Annotated in this window: 13 protein-coding genes; 12 read left to right on the top strand and 1 reads right to left on the bottom strand. The window is 67.1% G+C overall.

The window, feature by feature from the left end; translation table 11 throughout:
• The first annotated feature begins 10 nt into the window (after positions 1-10).
• The 10 genes from sctV (at position 11) to P0D70_RS20330 (ending at position 9,117) form a co-directional block, all read left to right on the top strand.
• The gene (gene sctV, locus P0D70_RS20375) at positions 11-2,116 is read left to right on the top strand and encodes a type III secretion system export apparatus subunit SctV (RefSeq protein ID WP_408185804.1); all 2,106 of its coding nucleotides are present in this window, start codon (positions 11-13) and stop codon (positions 2,114-2,116) included.
• Between the two features lie 10 nt (positions 2,117-2,126).
• Positions 2,127-2,855, top strand: a complete 729-nt coding sequence (sctP, locus tag P0D70_RS20370; protein WP_408185803.1) for a type III secretion system protein SctP — start codon at positions 2,127-2,129, stop codon at positions 2,853-2,855.
• Complete coding sequence (gene sctQ / locus P0D70_RS20365) at positions 2,852-4,366, top strand: type III secretion system cytoplasmic ring protein SctQ (protein ID WP_408185802.1); 1,515 nt, start codon at positions 2,852-2,854, stop codon at positions 4,364-4,366. Before sctP ends, sctQ begins: the two co-directional genes overlap by 4 nt.
• Positions 4,350-5,000 carry a type III secretion system export apparatus subunit SctR gene (gene sctR / locus P0D70_RS20360; protein ID WP_408185801.1) on the top strand — a complete coding sequence of 217 codons (651 nt, stop codon included), beginning with the start codon at positions 4,350-4,352 and terminating at the stop codon, positions 4,998-5,000. Before sctQ ends, sctR begins: the two co-directional genes overlap by 17 nt.
• 59 nt (positions 5,001-5,059) lie before the next feature.
• Positions 5,060-5,323 carry a type III secretion system export apparatus subunit SctS gene (sctS, locus tag P0D70_RS20355; protein WP_091792697.1) on the top strand — a complete coding sequence of 88 codons (264 nt, stop codon included), beginning with the start codon at positions 5,060-5,062 and terminating at the stop codon, positions 5,321-5,323.
• 38 nt (positions 5,324-5,361) lie between these two features.
• A complete protein-coding gene (locus tag P0D70_RS20350; protein WP_408185799.1) occupies positions 5,362-6,447 on the top strand; it encodes a hypothetical protein in 1,086 nt (361 codons plus the stop codon).
• A gap of 153 nt (positions 6,448-6,600) precedes the next feature.
• Positions 6,601-7,869: a type III secretion protein gene (locus tag P0D70_RS20345; RefSeq protein ID WP_408185798.1), complete on the top strand. Its 1,269-nt coding sequence runs from the start codon at positions 6,601-6,603 to the stop codon at positions 7,867-7,869.
• A 41-nt stretch (positions 7,870-7,910) separates the two neighbouring features.
• Positions 7,911-8,159 (top strand): type III secretion protein, encoded by a 249-nt coding sequence (locus P0D70_RS20340; RefSeq protein WP_408185797.1) that lies wholly within the window; start codon positions 7,911-7,913, stop codon positions 8,157-8,159.
• Between the two features lie 160 nt (positions 8,160-8,319).
• Positions 8,320-8,487, top strand: a complete 168-nt coding sequence (locus P0D70_RS20335) for a hypothetical protein (RefSeq protein WP_177204927.1) — start codon at positions 8,320-8,322, stop codon at positions 8,485-8,487.
• 174 nt (positions 8,488-8,661) lie between these two features.
• The gene (locus tag P0D70_RS20330; RefSeq protein WP_091792693.1) at positions 8,662-9,117 is read left to right on the top strand and encodes a CesT family type III secretion system chaperone; all 456 of its coding nucleotides are present in this window, start codon (positions 8,662-8,664) and stop codon (positions 9,115-9,117) included.
• A gap of 7 nt (positions 9,118-9,124) precedes the next feature.
• On the opposite strand, the gene P0D70_RS20325 is transcribed toward P0D70_RS20330, so the two are convergent.
• The gene (locus P0D70_RS20325; RefSeq protein WP_408185796.1) at positions 9,125-9,622 is read right to left on the bottom strand and encodes a hypothetical protein; all 498 of its coding nucleotides are present in this window, start codon (positions 9,620-9,622) and stop codon (positions 9,125-9,127) included.
• Between the two features lie 244 nt (positions 9,623-9,866).
• Here P0D70_RS20325 and P0D70_RS20320 point away from each other — a divergent pair, with 244 nt between their 5' ends.
• Positions 9,867-10,490: a GNAT family N-acetyltransferase gene (locus P0D70_RS20320; RefSeq protein ID WP_408185795.1), complete on the top strand. Its 624-nt coding sequence runs from the start codon at positions 9,867-9,869 to the stop codon at positions 10,488-10,490.
• A 187-nt stretch (positions 10,491-10,677) separates the two neighbouring features.
• Positions 10,678-13,809 carry an ATP-binding protein gene (locus tag P0D70_RS20315; RefSeq protein WP_408185794.1) on the top strand — a complete coding sequence of 1,044 codons (3,132 nt, stop codon included), beginning with the start codon at positions 10,678-10,680 and terminating at the stop codon, positions 13,807-13,809.

Below are 13,809 nucleotides of genomic sequence, written 5' to 3'. Positions count from 1 at the left end.
GAGACCCACCATGCTGAAGACGCTGAAACTTCCTGCCGGCGGTGAAATCGGCATCGTGGCGCTGATCGTCGCGATCATTTCGCTGATGATCCTGCCCCTGCCGCCGACGCTGATCGACATTCTGCTCGGCGTGAACATCACGATCAGCGTGACCTTGCTGATGGTGACCATGTATGTGCCGGACGTGGTGTCGCTCTCGGCATTTCCTTCGCTGCTGCTGTTCACCACGCTGTACCGGCTGTCGCTGAACATCGCGTCGACCAAGTCGATTTTGTTGCATGCGGAGGCCGGCCATATCATCGAGAGCTTCGGCGAACTGGTGGTGGGCGGCAATCTGGTGGTCGGGCTGGTGGTATTCGTCATCATCACCACCGTGCAGTTCATCGTGATCGCGAAGGGTTCGGAGCGGGTCGCCGAAGTCGGCGCGCGCTTCACGCTCGACGCGCTGCCGGGCAAGCAGATGAGTATCGACGCCGACCTGCGCGCCAATCTGCTGACCGCGGAAGAAGCGCGCCGCAAACGCGCGACGCTCGCCGTCGAAAGCCAGCTGCACGGCGGCATGGACGGGGCGATGAAGTTCGTCAAAGGCGATGCGATCGCCGGATTGATCATCACGATGATCAATATCGTCGCGGGGATCGCAGTAGGTGTGGCCTATCACAACATGAGCGCGGGCGAAGCGGCGAATCGCTTTTCGATTCTCTCGGTCGGCGATGCGATGGTGTCGCAGATTCCGTCACTGTTGTTGTCGGTGGCGGCCGGCGTGATGATCACGCGCGTCGCGGATGAACGGCAGCTCAAGCCCGGTTCGCTCGGCGACGAGATCGGCCGCCAGCTCGGTTCCAGTTCGCGCGCGCTGTATTTCGCAGCCGTACTGCTGCTGGGCTTTGCCGCGGTGCCCGGCTTTCCCGCTGCGCTCTTCCTGCTGCTCGCCGGCACACTCGCCTTCACCGCATGGCGCCTGAACGCAAAGAAGCCGCAGCAGCAGAACCACGAACGCGAATCGCTGCACGCCATGCAACGCTCGGGTTCGAAGATCGACGTGCCCGCGATTCTCGCGCGCGCACCGCAGTTCACCTGCCCGCTCGGCGTTCGCATCGCGCCGGACCTGGTCGCCCGGCTGACCATGCCGGCACTCGACAAGTCGTTCGAAACCGAACGCGCGCGCTTGCAGGAAGAACTCGGCCTGCCGTTTCCAGGCATCACCATGTGGACCTATGCCGCGCTGCCGCCCTCCACCTGCCAGATCCTCGTGCACGATGTGCCGCAACTCACGCTCGAACTCCCCGCCGGCAAAGTGATGTTGCCCGAAGCCGGCCTGCTCGCGCATTCGGCCGCACCCGTCACGCTCACGAGCGAAGAAAGCCGGGCCATGGACGCGCTCATCGCTCAAAGCGAACCGGGACCGCCGCTCGACACGAGCGGCACGCCGACGCGTTGGCTCGAAGAGCGCGCGGTGCCGCCCAAAACACCGGTATGGCGCGCGGAACAGGCCCTCGCGCATGCGTCGGTGGCGCTGATGCGGCGCCACGCGCCGCTCTTTCTCGGCATTCAGGAAGTGCAGTGGATTCTCGATCAGCTGGCGGGCGACTATCCGGGCCTCGTTGCCGAAGTGCAGAAGGTGCTGCCGCCGCAACGGATCGCCGACGTGCTGCGCCGCCTGCTCGAAGAGCAGATCTCGATCCGCAATGTCCGCACGATCATGGAGAGTCTGATCGCGTGGGGACCGAAAGAGAAGGACATGCTGATGCTCACAGAATACGTGCGCGGCGATCTCTCGCGCTTTCTCGCGCATCGTGCCGCGAGCGGCGCGCGAACCTTGTCGGCGGTGCTGTTCGACATGCCGGTGGAGCAGCATATCCGTCAGTCGATCAAGCAGACGCCGACCGGCAATTTCCTCGCCTTGCCGCCCGACGAAGCCACCTTGCTGATCGACAAGATCCAGTCCTTCGTCGGCGCCGCGCCGCGCGAAGGGGTGGCGCTGGTGACGTCGATGGATATTCGCCGTTACGTGCGGCGCATGATCGAGGCGCGGCTCGGCTGGCTCGCGGTGTATTCGTATCAGGAACTCGGCGAGCACGTCGAATTGCGGCCGCTCGGCCGCGTGTCGATCTGAGGCCGTCGCGATGACGCATATCGTTTCGCGCCACGTGCGCGTGATTCCCGGCGAGGCGGACAGTGAGACGCCCGATGAGACCGACGCATCCATGGGATCGCGTCGGCCGGGTGGACGGGGTTTCGACTATGCGTCGCTGCTCGGACGGCGGCGTGCATTGCAGCGGCTCAACGGCAAGGCGAATACCGATGCGCATGCCGGCTCGCAAGGCGGTGACGACGATGCCCTCGAAGTCGGCGCGCAGGCGACTGCGCCGCCCGCACCGCGCCCGTTCGCGCACAGCGGCGGCGATGCGGGCGCGGACGCTTCCGCGAACGTCGCCTGCGGCGCTCACGCGGATTCTTCAGGCGCGGCTGGCATGCCCTCGCCCGAGCGTCTGGCGATCGGCGCGCGCGTCACCGATGCCGCGGCGCCGGTCGTGACCGCCGTCTACCGGCAGCAGCAGCGCTTCGTGCAACTGCTCGGCTCGCTTGCGCGGGAGATCGGCGCGTTCTGCGGCGATCCTTCGATTGCCGAAGCCGGCAACTGGGAAGTGCAGTTGCCGCTCGATCAGACACTGCTGCCGCAGACCACGCTGTATCTGACGCTTTCGCGTTTCAGTCTGCAGCTTCGGTTCGACACGCCGGATACGGCGACGAGGCAACTACTCTTGGAACACAGCGCACTGCTCGAACGAGAACTCGACACGTTGCTGCGCGCGTGGGGTGAAGCCCGCGAAATCGAACTCACGGTCTGGTGACAGATTCCCTACGCATGGCCTATCCGCTCGACGAGCCGACAACCGAAGACGAAGCCGCGACCGATCCGCATGCCGCGCGTGCGCGGGAAGCGGACATGGCACGTATTGCGGGTGACGTGGGGGTTGCCGGAGCGCCGGTTGCGCCGGTTGCATCGGTTGCATCGGTTGCATCGGTTGCATCGGTTGCATCGGTCGCTTTTGTGGCGCCGGTCGCTTCGATCGCACCAATCGCATCTGTCGCGCCAGTCGCGCCAATCGCGCCGCTGCGTTTGCCTGCGGTCACGCCCGCCGCCGCTCGCGTGACGCGCACGCTCTGCGATGCGCGCGTCGCCGGATATCTACATGCGGCGCTCGGCGTCACCGAATGGCAAGCGGCCTTGGTCGATACACATAGCGTCGATGCGGCTTACGCGGACCCCGGCGTCATCGAACTGACGTGCGCGCCTCAGAACGCCATATCCCCCGTCGCCGTGCGCGTGGCCCTCGACCTGCACGCCTATCCGGCCCTCGCCATCGCCGCGTGGCCGGACAGCAACGCACTTGCAGAGAAGCCGCCCGCCGACGTCGCGTTGCGCCACGCGGTTGCCGGCGTCGTGCTGGAACCGCTGTTCGAGCGATTGATCCGCGCGGGCTTCGGGGATCCACGCGTCATAGCCGCTCGCCGCGGCCGCCTGAGCGGCGCGATTTCGACGCGCAGGCCAACGGGCGAGGCTTCGGACGTTTCGCCTGTCGTGGCGCTTTCGTTCGCACTCGATGAACGCCGCCATCGGATCGCGCTCAGCGCCGATCCCGCGTGCTACGACCTGCTCGACCGGCTATTGCGTACCGAACCCACTGCTTTGGCTCCATCAGCCGTGGCGCCCGCCGCGGATGTTCCGGGCGCGTCATGCACATCGGTCGAAACCTCCGCATCCTTCGCTCAGGCAACCCGAACCGCCTTCGACCTCGCCGTCCCCGGCTGCCTGGTTCTCGGGCTCAAGCGCTTGCCCGTCGACACGCTGAACGCGCTGGAACCGGGCGACGTGCTGCTGCGCGCCACCTTCCCTTCGCTCGACGCAACGCTGCTCGATGCCTCGAACGACTTATCTGCTTCCCATGCGCGGCCACGTGCCGTCGCCGCGTGGGGAACCCCTGGGCTCACCCGTTTGTGTGCCGCTGTGGAAATCGACGGGCCGTCGCTCGTCATCGTCAAGGAGCCGAACATGTCAGAAGAGCTGGACCCGGCGAGCGCCGACGCCGGGCTCGCCATCGACGACCCCGCCGATCCCATCCGGATCGGCGAACTCGAACTGCCGGTGCAGTTCGAGATCGACACGGTGGCGCTACCGCTCGCCCAATTGTCGACGCTCGGCCCCGGCTATGTGCTCGAGCTGCCGGTGCCCGTGGCGGACGCCCAGTTGCGGCTCGTCGCGCACGGACAGACCATCGGCTATGGCGAGCTGGTGACGGTCGGCGAGCATCTCGGTATCCGCATCATTCGCATGGCGCACAGGCATGGTCCAATTCAGTGATATCACCGGGCTGCTGCTGGTCGTCGTCGCGATCAGCCTGCTGCCCTTCGTTGCCATGGTCGTCACGTCTTACGCGAAGATCGTCGTGGCGCTGGGGCTGTTGCGCAATGCGCTCGGCGTGCAGCAAGTGCCGCCGAACATGGTGCTCAACGGCATTGCGATCCTGGTCTCCATCTACGTGATGGCGCCGATCGGCATGCTCGCCGAAAAATCGCTCGAAGGCCAGCAGCTCGCGGCGCAGCCTTCGCAGGCGCTGATCCAGGCGTTCGGCGCGGCACGCGAGCCGTTCCGCGCGTTCCTCGTCAAGCACACGAACGAGCGCGAAAAACGCTTCTTCCTGCGCTCCGCTTCCGTAGTGTGGCCGAAGGACGAAGCCGCGCAGATCAAGGAAGACGATCTGATCGTGCTCGCGCCCGCCTTCACGCTGACGGAAATGACCGACGCGTTCAAGATCGGCTTTCTGTTGTACATCGCGTTTATCGTCATCGATCTGATCATTGCCAACGTGCTGCTCGCGATGGGCCTCAATCAGGTCACGCCAACCAACGTCGCGATTCCATTCAAGCTGCTGCTGTTCGTCGTGATGGACGGCTGGTCGACGTTGATCCACGGTCTCGTGATGTCCTACAGGTAGCGCAGTTTCCGAAGTCACGCATCAGGACAATCAGCCGGAAAACCCGCAGGAAAACTCACATGGAAATCGATTCGCTGATCCGGTTCACCACCGAGGGCATGCTGCTGTGCCTGACCGTTTCGCTGCCGGCGGTGATCGTCGCGGCGGTGGTCGGGCTAGGCGTGTCGTTCCTGCAGGCGATCACGTCGATGCAGGACCAGACGCTGTCGCACGCGGTCAAGCTAATCGCGGTGACTGTGGCGATCGTGGTCGCCGCACCGCTGTCGTGCGCGGCGATTCTGCATTTCGCCAACGAAATGATGCAGGCGGCCGTGCCGCTGTAAAGCGGCGCACTGCCTGACCCACCCGCGAGGCGATCGACATGAGCCGCATCTCTCATCAAGGCAGCGAGACGGCCGCGGCCCAGGCGCAGCACGTCGCCCAGGCGCAGCAGAAAGCCGCCAACGCGCAAGGTGCGCGCAACGGTGCGCAGTTCGCGGCGCTGTATCGCGGCACCACCAATTTCACTTATGGCAGCGACGCCCAGCGTGGTCCGTCGGTGAGCTCGGTCCGCGCAAAGAGAATGGCGGATCAGCTGGCGCGCAAGCGGCGCGCCGCGAAGAAGCAGCGCGGCAACAGCGCCGCGCTCGACGACGACGGCCCGGAGGACGCCGAAGCGCATCATGCCGAGGGCCAGAAGGTCAACCGCGACGGCGGCGGACGTGGCGGCGGCGGAAATCACTCACAAGGCGATCACGGCGACGAGCATGATGCCGGCGCGGCGCCGGCGATCAAGGCGCGCGGCGATCGCGGCGCAGTGCCGCCTCCGCCGCCCGGCCGGCTCGACGCGATCGCTGCGCAGTACGCGCAGCCGGGCCAGGAAATCGCGCGCGCCGCGGCGGTGCGCGACGCATGGCGCACCGATATGTTGAACCTGCGCGAGCAGTTGGCCGGCAATCCACAGATACCGCTAGACGCGCGCGTGCTGGAACAGGCGATCGACCTGCTTGGCGTGCAGCAGAAAATCGGCAGCATTGCGGCGTCACAGCCGGGGACCGGGTGCGGTGTGGCCGCGTTGCGTGAGCGCGCCGGCGGCCCGGTATCCGAGGGTGCTCGCCAGAGTGTTACCCGACTGCCGGCGCCGGAACGGGTGCAGCGTTTCAACCTGCTGTTTCCGTTGTTATGGCTGCATGCCGACAAACCGTCCAACGCGCCGCAACTCGCCCGCTCGATCGACACGTTATGCGCGCTGCGGGTTGGCGCGCTCGGTCGGTCGGCGGGGCCGGGGGCGGCGCAGACGCCTGGAACCTCCCCGGGTGCGCTCGATTCCGGCACGGCGCAGCCGGCCGCGGCAACGAGCGCCCATGCGGCGGCACCCGGCGCGGCGCAGCCGTATTCGACCTCGACCTCGACCTCGACCTCGTCACCACCACGCGCGCGCCGCGCCTTTCCCGGCGGCAACCGCTAGGCGTTTTGCCGCGCGGCTTCGCATCCCATGCGGCGCCTTCGCATCCGCTGCGGGACATGCCATGACGGGCAGCTACATTAAGGTCGATCGGGCCGCTTGCGCCGTGCGCCGCGCGCGCCCCGGCGGTCCACCCACCCACCTTGTGCGAGCACGATGAAACTGCTGCGGATACTGACGGGCGTTCACGCGGGAGCGCATTTGCAGCTCACGCCGGGCACGCACCGTGTCGGCGCCGACGACGACGCCGATATCCGCCTCACCGACTGGCGGGGCGCGGATGCGCTGCTGCACGTCGACGCGAGCGGCGTGGTCAGCGCGCAGCGCGTGGCCTTGGCGCAGGCGCATGGCACGGCGGACGCGCAGCCGGCCGGCGCCGAAGAAGTGGTGCTGCTGGTGGACTTCGTGCCGATGCAATTCGACGACATGATCCTGTGCGTCGGGGCGGACGATGCCGTGTGGCCATCCGATCTCGATCTGCTGTCGATGCTGCTGACCCGCCCAGCCGAAGCGCGCTTCGCGGCCGAGCGCAAAAAACGCCGCCGTTATGTGGGCGCCGTGGTGGCGTGCTTCGTGCTCGGCATCGTGATCATCGCCGGTTCGCTGCTGACCACCACGCAGATGAGCCGCGCCGCCCTGCCGCGCAATGCCGACGACCGCGCGCAGCGCGTCAGCGAGGCATTGGCCGCGGCCCATGTGAGCGGTTTGCAGGCGCACGCGGTCGGCAGCACCGTGGTGGTGACCGGCATGGTGACGAGCCCCGCGGACGACGACGCCGTACGCAACCTGCTCGCGCGCATTTCGACGACGGGCATCTCGCGCAATTACGACGTCGCGCAGAACGACGCGCGCAGCATCGAGGATTCGCTCGGCGTTGCCGGCGCTCACGTTCGCTATCTCGGCGACGGCAACTTCGCGGTGACCGGCGCCGTCAGCAGCCGCGCCGATCTCGACGCCGCGCTGGCGCGCGTGCGCGCGGATCTCGACGCAAACGTGAAGAACGTGGTGGTCGAGGCCGCCGAGAACGCTAACGTCGCCGCGGGCAATACGACCCCAGCGTCGTACTCCGAAATGATTTCCTCCGACGACGTCCGGTACGCGCAGACGCCGGACGGCGTCAAGCATATCTACGCGGTCGATCCGCCGGCATCGGAAAGCGATGCGGCGAACGCGGCTTCGGCTACGGGGGGCGCAAGCGGCGCGGCGCTTACCAATGGCAATGGCAACGGCAACGGCAATACAGACGCGAACGGCAACCCGCAAGCCGCGCACGCGGCAGCCGCGGCGACCCCATCGCATCGGATCAGCCCGGCCAACCCCTCGGTCGTCGACAACGACACCGTCACCCGCAGCGCGGCCGGCGTCGTGCCGCTACCCGACCCCGCCACGCTGCCACCTGCGCAGCCGCGCGGTCCGTCCAGCTGATTCAACATCCGCACACCGCCCCGTTCAATCTGGAGATCGACATGTACGAGCAACTCGAAGCCCACGCCAGCGAATTCAACGACTTGCAGAAGACGCTCGGCGATCCGAACGGCGCGCCGAAGGTGGAAGCGATCCGTCAGGCGCTCGACGCAACCGCGCAGCGCATCAGCGAAACCCAGGGCGCAACCGACCTCGATCGCAGCAATCTGGCGAAGCTCTACCGCGGCTTTCTCGCTGCGTCGCGGGTGATCGCGCGGCTGCAGGAAAAACAGGCCGGCGCGCACGCCTGATCAGGCGACGCGACCGCTCACCGCGAATCTCGTGCTCATCACGCACCGGGCTCCGCGGGCAACGCGCTTGCCGCGGCGGCCTGCTCTCACGAGCAACCGGCGCGGCGGCAGGTCTCGATATAGGCCACTCACTCTCTACCCATAGTCACTGGAGGTTTTTATGTCAGTAGGAAGCGCAGGCGGAATGATGGCTGGTCTCACGCAGGAAATGGACCAGATGACGATGATGTCCGCCCAGATGCAAGTCGAGCAAAGCATGTATGCATCGGTGGCGAACGTCGCAAAGAGCGGCGCAAACAACGTGAAGGATGCGTCGCGCGGCAGCTAGGCATCGCAGCTACGGGCCGCTCGCCGTTGGCGGCGGTCCGCACACGGCCGGTCCCGCTTCGCGCGGGATACGGCCGTCCTATTTGCAACGTTCCCGGCATTCGCCGCAGGCGGCACGCGGCTCGCGTCCGCGGCGCGCCGAACCCCGCGCGCATCGCCCAGTCAAGGTACGAGGATGAGCAGCGAGCGTTACACCAGTCTGATCATGGACCTGTGCGCGACCGTCGGTCTCGGCGACGCGGAGCACGTGCTGCGCACACGGTCGATCGAGGTCGAAGGCTTCGACGTGCGGCTCGACTATTTCGAGCGCGACCTCGACGCGATGTATGCGAATTTTCATTTCGGCACGGTGACGGCCGGGCGCACGCTCGTCATCTTCCGGCTCATGCTCGAAGCCAACCTGCTGATCTATGCGCAGGACCAGGCGCAATTGGGACTGGATACGGACACGGGCGGCGTGGTGCTGGTCCTGCGCTTGCCGTTCGCCGACGGTCTGAACGGCGAAGGGCTCGCCGATCTGCTCGCCCACTACGCGGAGCATGGCCGCTACTGGCGGCAGAACATCGTCGAATCGAGCGACGAGATGTTTGAAGGCATCGCTTCCGGGGAGTTTTTCTGGCTGCGGGCCTAAGCCCGCTTTAGCCCTTCGACGCTTCTTCGATATTGCGCGCGCCCTGCTTCAACAGCTCCGCGATCTGGTTGACCGCCGCCTGCTCCAGTTGCATCACGCCGCCCAGCACGTTCAACCCTGCCGAGGCCAGACCGGTGGTGTTGGTCGCCACGTTCGCCGCGCCCTGCGCCAGCCCGCCCTGCACCAGCCCGCCCTGCGCCAACGCGCCAAAGCGGCCGGGGCTGCCCGGCCCGACGCCCGGCATCGCGCCGACACCTTGCTGAGGCACCGCAGGCCGGGCCGCCGCTGAAGAGGTGTTAGCCGCGAAAGAAGCGCCCTTGCGCTTGCCGCTTGCCTCGCCGCTGCCGTTGGCGGCCAGCTGGCTGAGACTCGCATCCGCCTGCTGACTGGCATGCGCCTGCCCATCGACAGGTGGGCGGCCGCCGCTGTCAGGCGACGACTGCGTGCCGACATTGGAGAGCGGCAGCGTGCTGCTCGAGCGTGAAATCGACGGGGAATCCGGCATGGTGCGAGGCTCCTGATAGCAATGCGCGCTGCAGTGACGAAGCGCGGGACGGGACGTCGAACAGGCATTCTGTTCGACCTTACAGCCGGCGTACGACACTCGCGGCCACAGTGCGAACCGGTGTGTGCCGAAGCGAAGCCGGAGACAGCTTCGCACCCCCTTACGCCGGTTCGCGGCCCGTCGTGCGCAAGTCACACGCGGGCCGCACACTGCGCGGGTTCGCCGCTCATTCGGAGTCCGACTCATGCGCTTCATCCCGCTCGACAGCATGGAAACGCCTTATTTGCGGCTGCGCCCGCTCACCCTCGCCGATGCCCCCGCCCTGTTCGATCAGATGCTCGGCGACGCCGGCACGATGCGCGACCTGCCGGTGCTGCGCCATACCGGCGTGGCGCAGACCGTCGAATTTGTCGACGAGGCGCTACGCGGCTGGGACGACGGCAGCCTGATCCGCTACGCGCTCGAATGCAAGGAAACCGGTCGGCTGACCGCGCTGATCGAATTGAAGCCGACGCTGCCGCGCGTGGAGATCGGTGTGATCATCAGCCGGCATGGCGGCGCCCGACGCCGCCGGGCAGGCATACTCGCGTTGCAGGAACTGATCGACTGGCTGATCGAACAACCCGGCGTGTACCGCGTCTTCGCGTGCTGCGCCGTGGACGGCGCCGCGCATAGCTCGATGGAGCGCCTCGGTTTCGTTCAGGAAGCGATATTGACCAATCACGAGCCGCGGCCGAACCGCGGCCTCGCCGCCGCTCACAGCTATCTTTACGCCTTGACGCGCCCCGCAGCGGTGCCGCCGGAGCCACCCAGCGAAGGCGTCGCGTGGCTGCGCAACACGATGCAGTGGGATCTCGCGGACGCCTGACGGAGTCGATCCGCGCCGACGTGCAGCCCGAGCCGGAATGAAGAAGTGTCCGCTACACAAGCAATTGTTCACTTCCCGAGCGATAATACAAAGGTCTGACGAATACCGCACCGCGGTCTTTCGTTATGCGTGCCTCGCGAGTACCCCTCGCCGGTGGACCGAAACACAACTACGCCGGAGACCCATCATGTCGCTACCGCGACTCACCGGTCAGGTGATCGCCTTTTCGCGATTCTGGCTCGCGCGCGAAGTGGGCCTGCTGATTTCGGACGGCGCCGTCATCGAACTCGGCGCGCGCCCGTTCGCGATGCTCGCTGCCCTGCTCGAGGCGCGCGGCCGCGTGGTGTCGACCGCCGAGTTGCGCGAAATCGTCTGGCCGGGCAGCAATGTCGACGCGAACACGGTGCAGGCGCAAATCTCCGCGATCCGCCGCGCGCTCGACGACGACCGCGATCTGATCGTGACCGTGGCCGGCCGCGGTTACCGCTTTGCGGGTGAAATCCGCGTACTCGAAACGCCCGACGCCGGACTCGATCTTCCGGTGGCGAATGCCGGCAGCATTGCCGCGTCGCTCGCCACCGCGTTCGCGGCGACCGCCGCGGCCAGCCCGCCGATCTCGGCGGAACTCACGTTCGGTTCGCCGCACGTGGCGCCCTATAGCGCGACGTGGCGTGGCGCCAGTTCTGCCTCCGCGCGTCCCGGCTATGCCAAAGCCGCTACCTCCGCGCGGCTCGCGCCGGTCACCGCCGCATCGAGCCTGGCCGCCGCAGCCGCACCAACTGCTTCCGCATTTCCGGCGTTGCTGCCGACCAGCGCCGTCACGTCGCTGCGCTCGCAGATCATCGACCCGTCGCCGTTTATCGGCCGTCATGCCGAGTTGTCCGAATTGCTCGCACTGGTGCCCACGCGCCGCATCGTCACCCTGACCGGGGCGTCCGGTGTCGGCAAAACGCGCCTCGCGATCGAAGCGGCGAGCCGCCTCGCGCCACATTTTCCGGACGGTGATTTTTGTGCGGCGCTTGCCTCGCTCGCACAGCCCGACCGCATTGCGAACGCGATCGGTGCGGCCGTCGGCCTGGAGCCGGATAGCGAGTTGCCGATGCCGGCCAACCTGGCCGCACAGATCGGTGAACGCCGCATGCTCCTGATCGTCGATCACTGCGACCATCTGAGCGAAGCGGCGGCCGAGCTCATCGATACTCTGGTGGCAAACACAGGCGGCTTGCATGTGATCGCCACCTGCGAGTCGCCGCTTTTCATCGGCGGCGAAACGGCCGTGCCGGTGGCCGCGTTGCGCGCGCCGCCCGAGCAGATCGACGGCACGCCCGCCACGCTCGACTACGACGCGCTGCGTTTGCTCTTCACGCGGCTCGCGCACTGTCTGAAGCCGGCCGCTTTGCATGCACCGCTGCCCGAAGCGGACAGCATCGCGCCGGCCACCTTGGCGGCGGCCGCGCTAATTTGCCGGCGGGTCGATGGCGTGCCGTTCGCGCTCGAACTCGCTGCGGCGACGATCGCCGGACAGGTGCGCGCAGGCGTGCCGCCGGAAGACGCGATCATGGCGTTCGCGCGCGAACTCGATACGGTGATGACGCATCGCAGCGGCGGCCGCCGCATCGTGCTGCCGCGCGCAGCGATCGTTCACGTCATGCTCGACCTGTCGTATGCCGCGCTCGACGCCCCGACCCGCACCATGCTGCGCCGGCTCGGTATTTTCGCCACCGCGTTCTCGCACGACGCCGCCTGCGAAATGCTCGGCGCGTTCGGCAGCGACTACGGCTTCGGGCCTCCCGAGCCGCGCCTGCTGGAACGTCAGCTTCACACACTGATGGATGCGGGTCTCGTGAATACGGTCGACTGCGACGGTGCCTTGCGGCTGCGCCTGCCGCCCGCCGTGCGCCGCTTTGCGCTCGACGCTCTCGAGCGGAACCGCGAAAGCGCCGAGGCCGATCTGCACCACGCGCAGTTCGTCGCCCGTGACATGGCCCGCCGCTTCGGCGCGGGTGTCGCGATGGCCAGCGCGCATAGCCGCCACGATATCGACGCGCTGCGCGCGGCGCTCGAATGGGCCGTCTCGGTCGACAAGGTGGAACTGTGCATCGAGTTGCTCGACAACACGGCGCCGATGTGGGGCGCGCTCGCGCTCGTCGACGAATATATCGGCTGGGTGCGCGCGGTGCTCGCGCGCGTGGACAGTGTGTCGATGCGCCGTATCCGCGACGAGATGCGCCTGCGCGCCGTGCTCGCCCGCGCGCTGATGCTCAAGCGCAGCGCGTCGAACGAGATCGTCGAGAGTTGGCAGCGCACCTACGAGCTCGCCAATATCTGCGCCGACACGCCGTACCGCCTGCGTGCGCTGTTCTGCCTCGTAATGTGCGCGCTCGACGCCGGCGAAGTCGAGCATTGCCGGCGCCTCTCCGGCGAATTCAGCGAAATTGCGCCCGTGACACACAGCCAGGCGGTGAGCATCAACGCGCAGCGCATCGAAGGCATCGTCAAGGCATATGCGGGTGAGTTCGATACCGCGATCCGTCTGCTCGCGCCGGTTGTCGGGCTCAACGACGAAGCCGCCGCCGAGATCGACGAAGACGTCAGCCGCGAGGCCAATGCGGTGGCCACCAGTTATGGGCTGTCGCTGCATCTCGTGGCGCGGGCGATTCACGCCGTCGCGCTGTGGCTGGTCGGTCAACCGCATATGGCAGCGCCCCTGCGCGTCACGATCCGCGATCCCGCCGACGAGAGCGAACCGCTCGCGGGCTGCATCGCGCTCGCGCTCGCCTGCGCGCTTGCCGCACTCGACGACGACATTGCGCTCACCGAGTCCTGCGCGGCGGCGCTGGTGACGCGAGCGCGAGCAGCCGGCGTCAAACGCTGGCTGCGTCTCGGCCTCGACTTTCAACTTTGGCTCGACGCCCGGCGCGGCGATCAGGACGCCTCGCGGCGGCTGATTACCGGCGCGATGAAGCGGATTGCGCGCGAACGCATCTATGTGCCCGACATCGCCTTTATCGCCACACTGCTGCCGCGCATCGCGCTGCAAGACGAACCTGAATTGGCGGCATCCCTCGGCGCGACGCTCGGTGAAGCGGTCAGCCGCAGCGAGCGCACCGGCGAGCTCTGGTACGTGCCGGAACTGCTGCGTCTGATTGCGATGGTGCGTCTGCGCGGCGGCGAAAATCCACGGGTGGTCAGGCCGCTGCTCGAAGACGCGCTGCTGCGCGCCCGGCACCACCGCGCACGACGGCTCGAACTGCGCATCACCGTCGATCTCGAAGCGCTCGATGCATCCGCGCCCGAGGGGCTGCTTCGCGCAAGATGA

Source organism: Paraburkholderia sp. RL17-381-BIF-C (genome assembly GCF_046026435.1).
Classification (GTDB): Bacteria; Pseudomonadota; Gammaproteobacteria; order Burkholderiales; family Burkholderiaceae; genus Paraburkholderia.
Note: the sequence above shows the minus strand (reverse complement) of the source record. Positions and strands in the feature narration are given on the sequence as shown.

Coding starts and splice junctions, on each gene's coding strand:
- sctV (WP_408185804.1), top strand. CDS start 11: ATGCTGAAGACGCTGAAACTTCCTGCCGGCGGTGAAATCGGCATCGTG.
- sctP (WP_408185803.1), top strand. CDS start 2,127: ATGACGCATATCGTTTCGCGCCACGTGCGCGTGATTCCCGGCGAGGCG.
- sctR (WP_408185801.1), top strand. CDS start 4,350: ATGGTCCAATTCAGTGATATCACCGGGCTGCTGCTGGTCGTCGTCGCG.
- sctS (WP_091792697.1), top strand. CDS start 5,060: ATGGAAATCGATTCGCTGATCCGGTTCACCACCGAGGGCATGCTGCTG.
- P0D70_RS20350 (WP_408185799.1), top strand. CDS start 5,362: ATGAGCCGCATCTCTCATCAAGGCAGCGAGACGGCCGCGGCCCAGGCG.
- P0D70_RS20345 (WP_408185798.1), top strand. CDS start 6,601: ATGAAACTGCTGCGGATACTGACGGGCGTTCACGCGGGAGCGCATTTG.
- P0D70_RS20340 (WP_408185797.1), top strand. CDS start 7,911: ATGTACGAGCAACTCGAAGCCCACGCCAGCGAATTCAACGACTTGCAG.
- P0D70_RS20335 (WP_177204927.1), top strand. CDS start 8,320: ATGTCAGTAGGAAGCGCAGGCGGAATGATGGCTGGTCTCACGCAGGAA.
- P0D70_RS20330 (WP_091792693.1), top strand. CDS start 8,662: ATGAGCAGCGAGCGTTACACCAGTCTGATCATGGACCTGTGCGCGACC.
- P0D70_RS20325 (WP_408185796.1), bottom strand. CDS start 9,622: ATGCCGGATTCCCCGTCGATTTCACGCTCGAGCAGCACGCTGCCGCTC.
- P0D70_RS20320 (WP_408185795.1), top strand. CDS start 9,867: ATGCGCTTCATCCCGCTCGACAGCATGGAAACGCCTTATTTGCGGCTG.
- P0D70_RS20315 (WP_408185794.1), top strand. CDS start 10,678: ATGTCGCTACCGCGACTCACCGGTCAGGTGATCGCCTTTTCGCGATTC.